This window comes from Novosphingobium rhizovicinum (assembly GCF_040813635.1).
Lineage (GTDB): Bacteria > Pseudomonadota > Alphaproteobacteria > Sphingomonadales > Sphingomonadaceae > Novosphingobium > Novosphingobium rhizovicinum.
The window spans coordinates 1-6,484 of sequence record NZ_JBFNXR010000014.1; the positions used below are offsets into that span (position 1 = coordinate 1).

Consider the following 6,484-nt stretch of genomic DNA (forward strand, 5'->3'; position numbering starts at 1 on the left):
CATGCGCCATGATCCGGCATGGCTCAGCCTGCGCAGCGGTCACGCCCCTGGCATCCTGGCCGATGGCCCAACGCATGCCCTTCCCGGAATTAAGCTCGGCGCAGGGCGCACCGCCCAGCAAAAACCATCATTGTCTGCACTCTGACGCCGCGCAAACTTACGTCGATCCGGCCAGAACCGACCCTGCCTGATCGGCAGCGAGTACCCGCCAAAACCATCCCAAAGCTTATTTACCCATAGACCAGCGCCTGGGACCCGCGGGTTCCTGCACTGGAGGCTTTCGTACGCAAGCGCCCGAAACATGGGATAATCGCGGGAGCGAGTCGTCCTGACGCCCGGTGGGTGTAGTAGCAGGTGACTGTTCCCCGATAGGATGAAGATACGGGCTCACGATGGACACCGCGCCCAAGCATCCATGGAGGAACAGTCGTGGCAAAGTATATCGGACTCGACGTGTCAATGAAAGAGACCGCGGTCTCGATCCGGTGCGAAGGCAAGCGAATATGGCGCGGCAAATGCGCCTCCGATCCCAAGATCATTGCCCAGTTCGTGCGCAAGCGTGCGCCCGGGGTCGAACGGATCGTTTTCGAGACTGGTCCGCTCTCCGTGTGGTTCTGGCATGCGCTAACAGCCGAAGGGCTACCGGCGATTTGCATTGATGCGCGACATGCGGCCAAGGCGCTCGACATGGCACCCAATAAGACCGACGCGAATGACGCGGATGGATTGGCCCAGCTTGCCGAGATTGGCTATTTCAAGCAGGTACGGGTGAAGACCTTCGACAGCATGTTGACGCGCGCGCGGGTCGCAGCCCGCACGCGATTAGTACAGATCACGGTTGAGCTATCCAATCAGATCCGCGGCCTCATGAAGACCTTTGGTCTCGTTGTCCCCGCCGGTCGAGGAAGCGTCTTCGAGAAGAATGTCCGGGATCTATTGGCGGATGAGGCATCTCTGGCTCGGATCATTCTGCCCCTTCTCGAAAGCTGGCGCAGCCTGCGTCAGCATGTGGCTGAACTGAGCCGCCAGTTAATTAGTGAGGCGCGGCAAAGCCAAGACTGTCAGATCCTGATGTCGATCCCAGGGGTCGGTAGCATCACTGCCACTTCGTTCATGGCGGCCATTGAAGATCCGGCAAACTTCAGGAAATCCCGGTCAGTGGGAGCTTGGCTCGGGCTGACGACCCGACGTTATCAATCCGGTGAGATCGACTACGACGGCCATATTTCCCGGCGCGGCGACAAGCACCTTCGCGGATTACTTTACGAGGCGGCGGTGACTGTTCTCACCCGCAGCCAGGCCGATAGCGGTCTGCGAGAGTGGGGTCTGAAGCTCAGGGAACGGATTGGCTTCAAGCGCGCTGCGGTCGCCGTTGCCCGCAAACTGGCCGTCATTATGCATACTATGCTCAAATCGGGCGAACTCTTCGATCCAGCCATAGGTGCAACAGCATGACTGCCCGCGTTTTGCTCATTTCTCCTTGGCGTTCATGATCTGAACGCCGGCGTCATGTCCCTGCCGGGGACGTGGGCCGAGCCATTCCGCTCGAAGGGTTGCACAGCTATTTAAGCTGAGTGCGCCCGAAACATTGGAAGGCTCTTCCCGCGAAGCCCATCATGCGGCGGCTCATGCCGACCGCGAAGACGACCCTGCTCCCGGCATACAGCGATGGCGCCATGACGCTGAACATCAACTAGGCACAGAAAGGACTTGCTCTATGACGCGCGATTAGACGACCCTTCACAAACCACGACATTCCCCGAACAGCATCGCGCTCATACGCTTGCCCCCAGTTGCCATCCTGCCCCCCACGAGTCAGGTCCCGAGTCCGACTTAAGTGAATAGTCTGGCTTTGTGAGTCCGGATCCAATCGAACATTGGCACTTACCGCCACGCCCACCCGTAAGTCAGCGGCGCCTCGCGGAAGGCGAAGCGGTCGAGATGCTTGGAGACGACGTCCTTGATGCGGTCGACCTTGCGGCTACCCTCCATGGTGCTCGCGGCGATGACGCCCTGCTCTTCCATGTAGGTGAGCGCGGGATAGACCACGCTTGGGCTCGGTGCATATTCCCCGCCCGAGAGCGTCTCGATCTCCTTAATTAGATCGTAGCCGTGGCGCGGCTGCTCGGCGAGCAGGCCGAGCAGGAGCGTCTGCAGTTCCACTTGATCGAAGAGGCCCCGGCGCCGGCCGCTGCCGCGCGGTCCGCCGGGGCCGAACGGGCCCGCAGGCCCGCCGCCGAAGCCGTGGCCGCGCATGCCCTTGCCGGATGGCCCGCGTCCATATTCGGTGCCCTCGCCGCAGCGGTGGTGATGGTGTGCGTGTCGCATGTTTATTCCTAGACACCTCGTAATAGCCTTGCTGCCTGCTTACCGCGGGTTTTAGTGACAAAGCTCTCCAGGATCTCGCCTGACTAATCAACAGCACGCCACAGGTACACCATCTCACCATTCAGCTTCACGTACATCTCGTCCAGATGCCAGCGCCAGTGGCGAAAGCCGCGCATGCAGCTGATCCGCTTGCGTCTGACTTCTCCTGCAAACAACGGACCGAACCTATTCCACCATAGCCGCACCGTCTCGTGGCAGATGTCGATCCCGCGCTCGAACAGCAGGTCTTCCACGTTCCTGAAGCTAAGTGGAAATCGCACGTACATGAGCACCACCAACCGGATCACCTCTGGCGACGAGTTGAAGTAGCGGAACGGACTGGCAGGCTTGCGAGAACGGGGCATTGAACCGCCGTACCCTGCCCTTGTTACCAGCCGGTGCAGTTGGTTTGACAGTGCCCCTGGTGCTATATGATCGACGCTGCGCTGTCCGAGCAGCGAGAAAAAAATTCGCGCGAGACAATCGCTTAGCAGTGGGGCGTCCTATAACGAACTATCTCTCCTGAGAACTGGCCCAGCTTCCAGCATCCTCCCCTTGCGAGCGGAGGCTGGGCCTTTGCTTTCGCATCCCGGGTGTGCCTGCCTTAAGAGTACAATGCCATTTTGTTTCAAATTGGAACTGCGTTTATCTAAGCTAATGCGCTGTGTACGGGCCACTGTTACTGCGCTGCTAGTTGTTCCCGTTAACCTGAAGTCCCGATGGCAGAAAAATCATGAAGAAGTCAGCGTTTAGTGTCTTCGCAGTTGCAATGTTCTCGATTCTTTCTCTCTCGCAACCGAGTGCTGCTGCAGTGACCGTGATTGATGGCGCCTGCAGGTCCGTCTCCGCGGCCACGGGTTGCCTATTTGCGGGGAATATCAACACCTCAGCTGAGGGTGCTAATAGCTACCTTAGTGCCCAGGATGCTTACAACCTATACAACGACACCCAGTTGAGTGCTGCCCCAGACATCTTTCTCGCCCCGATCATAGCGAGCGACGCTTTGAACTTCGCTGATTTTGGAAGCATCACAGGCGGCGATACAACGGGGGGCACTTGGACGTTGAATGGCTTCTTGGCGAATTACATCGGCGTCAAAGCTGGCTCAAGCTTCGCTCTCTATGCGCTACCGGCTCCCTCCAGTTCGGGATCTTGGACTACTAGTGACCTTCCAGGCATCAAAAATGGACGAAACGCTGGCAAGCCGCAGGCGCTCTCGCATATAGCGTTCTTTGGAAGCGCGACCCCGGTATCTGCTGTACCCGAAGCTAGCACTTGGGCAATGATGATCATGGGCATTGGACTCCTCGGCTTTGCTGCCCGACGCGGCAAGCCAAATGCTACCATGGCGCGCCGGCTCTCGATGTAAAATCGCAAGGCCGCACGAACAGAATTGGGGCCCTCGGTCAGAAGGTGCGGCCGTACTTGCTCTACAGGTCCATGCTCGGCTTCTGAAAGAACACGCGCAGCCAGAAGCTACAACGCTTAGCGCCCCGTTAACCATCTGCGGAAACCTTGGCTCAAAGTCCTGAGGGTAGCGCAATGCCGATGGACATCACCGCCTCTTACGCGCAGTTCACGCAAGACATCGTCGATGTGACGGGGCTTGCTAGGCCTATGCTACACATCCTTGCGGGATTGGCGATTTACCTGCCGAGCCTTCTGTTCTTCGGCACTCGCCGTGGGTCACTGCTCGCAGTCATGCTGATCTTGCAGATTGAGCTATGCAATGAGCTTCTGAACATGCTTCACTACGGGTCGTGGCGGTGGGCAGACACCATAGCAGATGTCTTCTTGACCCTACTTGGGCCAGTGATGTGCTGTATTATATTGAACAGTAAGCAGGATATCCCGGGCACACCTAAGCAGAGCGGCGCAGAGCAGGTGAAGCGGGAAGCAAACGACCGCGCGGATCAAGCGCGTACACGACTGGTCGCTGTTCGTATTAGATCGTCAAAAGGATATGGTTGGGATCGAGCGAGACCAAGCCAGGCCCTGCCGATTGCAGCTTAGTTCGACCGCCTTAATCATCGGCACTGCGCCCGAGCCGCTGTTGCAGTAGAGGCGAGCGACAGACCGGCCACTTGGCGCTATTGGGACCAGCACCCTACCTGGTCGCCCGGGAAAAATGGTGAGGTGGGCAGCAATGCGTGTGTTTGGGCGGATTTCAAGTAATCGAAGTTGCAGGGTTTTGAGCGGGATCGGGCAAAGAGTTTGCGTTTGTGTGTGTGCCCGCACAGAGGGGTCTTTCCTGGCAATGGAGTCTGTGATTCAGTGGGCTGATCGACACGACGAGGTTTGCCCGATGCCGCCCAAGAAACCCGCACCGCGCAGCGATGAGCTGTTCCGCAGGTGGTGTCAGTCGTAAGCGGGGCTTGAGCCCCACCTTGCACGTATGATCCTCGTGGCCGAGTCTCACCGCCTTTGATTGGGGCGGAGGTTGCTGGTGCTATGACGATGTCATGAGACGATGCTGGTACTAGCGGGGCTCAGCGGCTTGAGATCTTCACCGGGGCAGGAAAGCGCCGGAATTGTCCGCCTGAGGTAAAGGTCTCGATTGTCGCTGAGAGCTACTCGGGCCAGGAATCCATCAGCGCTGTGGCTCGCAGGCACGCGATGAGCCCCTCACAGCTGTTCACTTGGCGTCGGGAGCTGCGCAAGCAGATGGAGGCTCAAGGGCTGGCGCTGCCCGCCACCTCGGCGGTCGCGCCGCTGTTCGTTCCCGCAGTGGTGGAGCCGTCTCCCCCGAGCAATGTGGGTCCGGTTGGCAGGCGTCCAAGACGTCGGCGGCGATCGTCACCCGGCGCGGTGGAGCTGGAGATCGATGGAGTGGCCGTGAAGATCTCGCGCGGTGCTGACAAGGGGCTGATCGCGGCGGTGATCGAAGCGCTCAAGGCCACGCGATGATCGGACCTGGTGCTGGCGCGCGCGTCATGGTCGCAACTCGGCCCGTGGATTTCCGTAAAGGCCCAGACTCCCTGGCGGCGCTCGTCGGTGCCGAGTACGGCGGTGATCCCTTTTCGGGGGTGATCTACGTTTTCCGAGCCAAGCGCAGCGACCGGATCAAGCTGATCTGGTGGGATGGCACCGGGCTGTGCCTGATGGCCAAGAAGCTGGAGCAAGGAGGCTTCCGCTGGCCGGGCATCCAGGACGGCGTGATGCGCATCACCGCGGCCCAGCTCGGCGCATTGCTGTAGGGTTTGGACTAGCGCCGCGTGCATGGTGGTCGCCGTCCGATAGTACCGCAGATCGCCGGTTGACGCGGGTTTCGGCTAGTGATTCACTCTCCTCATGCTTACCGAAGCGGATCTGCCCGAGGACATCGACCCGCTCCGCGCGCTGGTCCTCGATCAGTCCCGGATGCTCGCCGAAGCGCGTGTCTCCCAGGATGCTCAGCTGGCTGAGCTGGCCTTTGCCAAAGGTGAAGCCGACGCCAAGATCGAGCGACTCCAGGCCATCATCGATGCCTTCATGCGCCATTGTTTCGGCGCTCGTTCCGAGCAGCTCGATCCTGACCAGCTCCAGCTTGGACTGGAGGATGTCGAAACAGCATTGGGGCAAGCGCGCGCAGTCCGCGATGCAGTCTTACTGTCAGTCCAATGCGAACCGCTCTCCACAAGATGCACTTTCGATCTTTGAGGATTGCAGTTCAGCTCACGAGGACCTGCCACTCAGCCAGTGCGGCTGAGTGGCAGGTCCTTGTAGGCTTGTCGACTGATGAGATGGCGTTCCAGACTGAAATGATTGTGGATGTCGGCGTGGACAGAGGCGAACTTCTGCAATGTCTTCATCTGCCTGAAATGCAACATCGCCCTCTTCGTCGGAATGGCAGGTGCGAGTTCTCGACCCGGTTGTTTGCCCAACGACCGATCTCCTGCTTATCGCGGCAACCAAGCTCGTTCATCGCAGCACTGTAAGAGCGCAACCCGTCGGTAGTGATCGCCTCGGGCGAGCCGTGACGCTTGAGTGCCTTCTTCATGCTTGAGTGCCTTCTTCATGAAGGTAAGTGCTGCCTGCTTGTCGCGAGTTTTGGTGACAAAGCTCTCCAGGATCTCGCCTTCCTGATCAACAGCACGCCACAGGTACACCATCTCACCGTTCAGCTTCACGTACATCT

At 59.2% G+C, this 6,484-nt stretch carries 6 protein-coding genes and 2 pseudogenes; 5 read left to right on the forward strand and 3 right to left on the reverse strand.

Annotation, left to right across the window (positions count from 1 at the left end; translation table 11 throughout):
- Positions 1 to 429 precede the first annotated feature (429 nt).
- A complete protein-coding gene (locus ABUH87_RS01140; protein ID WP_367768100.1) occupies positions 430 to 1,455 on the forward strand; it encodes an IS110 family RNA-guided transposase in 1,026 nt (341 codons plus the stop codon).
- A gap of 429 nt (positions 1,456 to 1,884) precedes the next feature.
- On the opposite strand, the gene ABUH87_RS01145 is transcribed toward ABUH87_RS01140, so the two are convergent.
- Together ABUH87_RS01145 and ABUH87_RS01150 are read right to left on the reverse strand one after the other, a co-directional pair.
- The gene (locus ABUH87_RS01145) at positions 1,885 to 2,328 is read right to left on the reverse strand and encodes a helix-turn-helix transcriptional regulator (protein WP_367768102.1); all 444 of its coding nucleotides are present in this window, start codon (positions 2,326 to 2,328) and stop codon (positions 1,885 to 1,887) included.
- 86 nt (positions 2,329 to 2,414) lie between these two features.
- Positions 2,415 to 2,732 (reverse strand): annotated as a pseudogene (locus tag ABUH87_RS01150) (DDE-type integrase/transposase/recombinase); the annotation flags it as partial.
- A gap of 368 nt (positions 2,733 to 3,100) precedes the next feature.
- Between ABUH87_RS01150 and ABUH87_RS01155 the strand changes: the two are divergent.
- From ABUH87_RS01155 to ABUH87_RS01170, 4 genes are all read left to right on the forward strand, one after another.
- Entirely contained in the window at positions 3,101 to 3,736 is a 636-nt protein-coding gene (locus ABUH87_RS01155) for a PEP-CTERM sorting domain-containing protein (RefSeq protein WP_367768106.1), read from the forward strand.
- A 1,133-nt stretch (positions 3,737 to 4,869) separates the two neighbouring features.
- Positions 4,870 to 5,274, forward strand: coding sequence for an IS66-like element accessory protein TnpA (gene tnpA / locus ABUH87_RS01160; protein ID WP_367768124.1), 405 nt, complete (start codon positions 4,870 to 4,872; stop codon positions 5,272 to 5,274).
- Complete coding sequence (tnpB, locus tag ABUH87_RS01165) at positions 5,271 to 5,564, forward strand: IS66 family insertion sequence element accessory protein TnpB (RefSeq protein WP_367768114.1); 294 nt, start codon at positions 5,271 to 5,273, stop codon at positions 5,562 to 5,564. Before tnpA ends, tnpB begins: the two co-directional genes overlap by 4 nt.
- A gap of 94 nt (positions 5,565 to 5,658) precedes the next feature.
- Positions 5,659 to 6,006: a transposase gene (locus ABUH87_RS01170; RefSeq protein ID WP_367768117.1), complete on the forward strand. Its 348-nt coding sequence runs from the start codon at positions 5,659 to 5,661 to the stop codon at positions 6,004 to 6,006.
- A gap of 10 nt (positions 6,007 to 6,016) precedes the next feature.
- On the opposite strand, the pseudogene ABUH87_RS18400 reads toward ABUH87_RS01170, so the two are convergent.
- Positions 6,017 to 6,484: pseudogene (locus tag ABUH87_RS18400) on the reverse strand (IS6 family transposase); the annotation flags it as partial.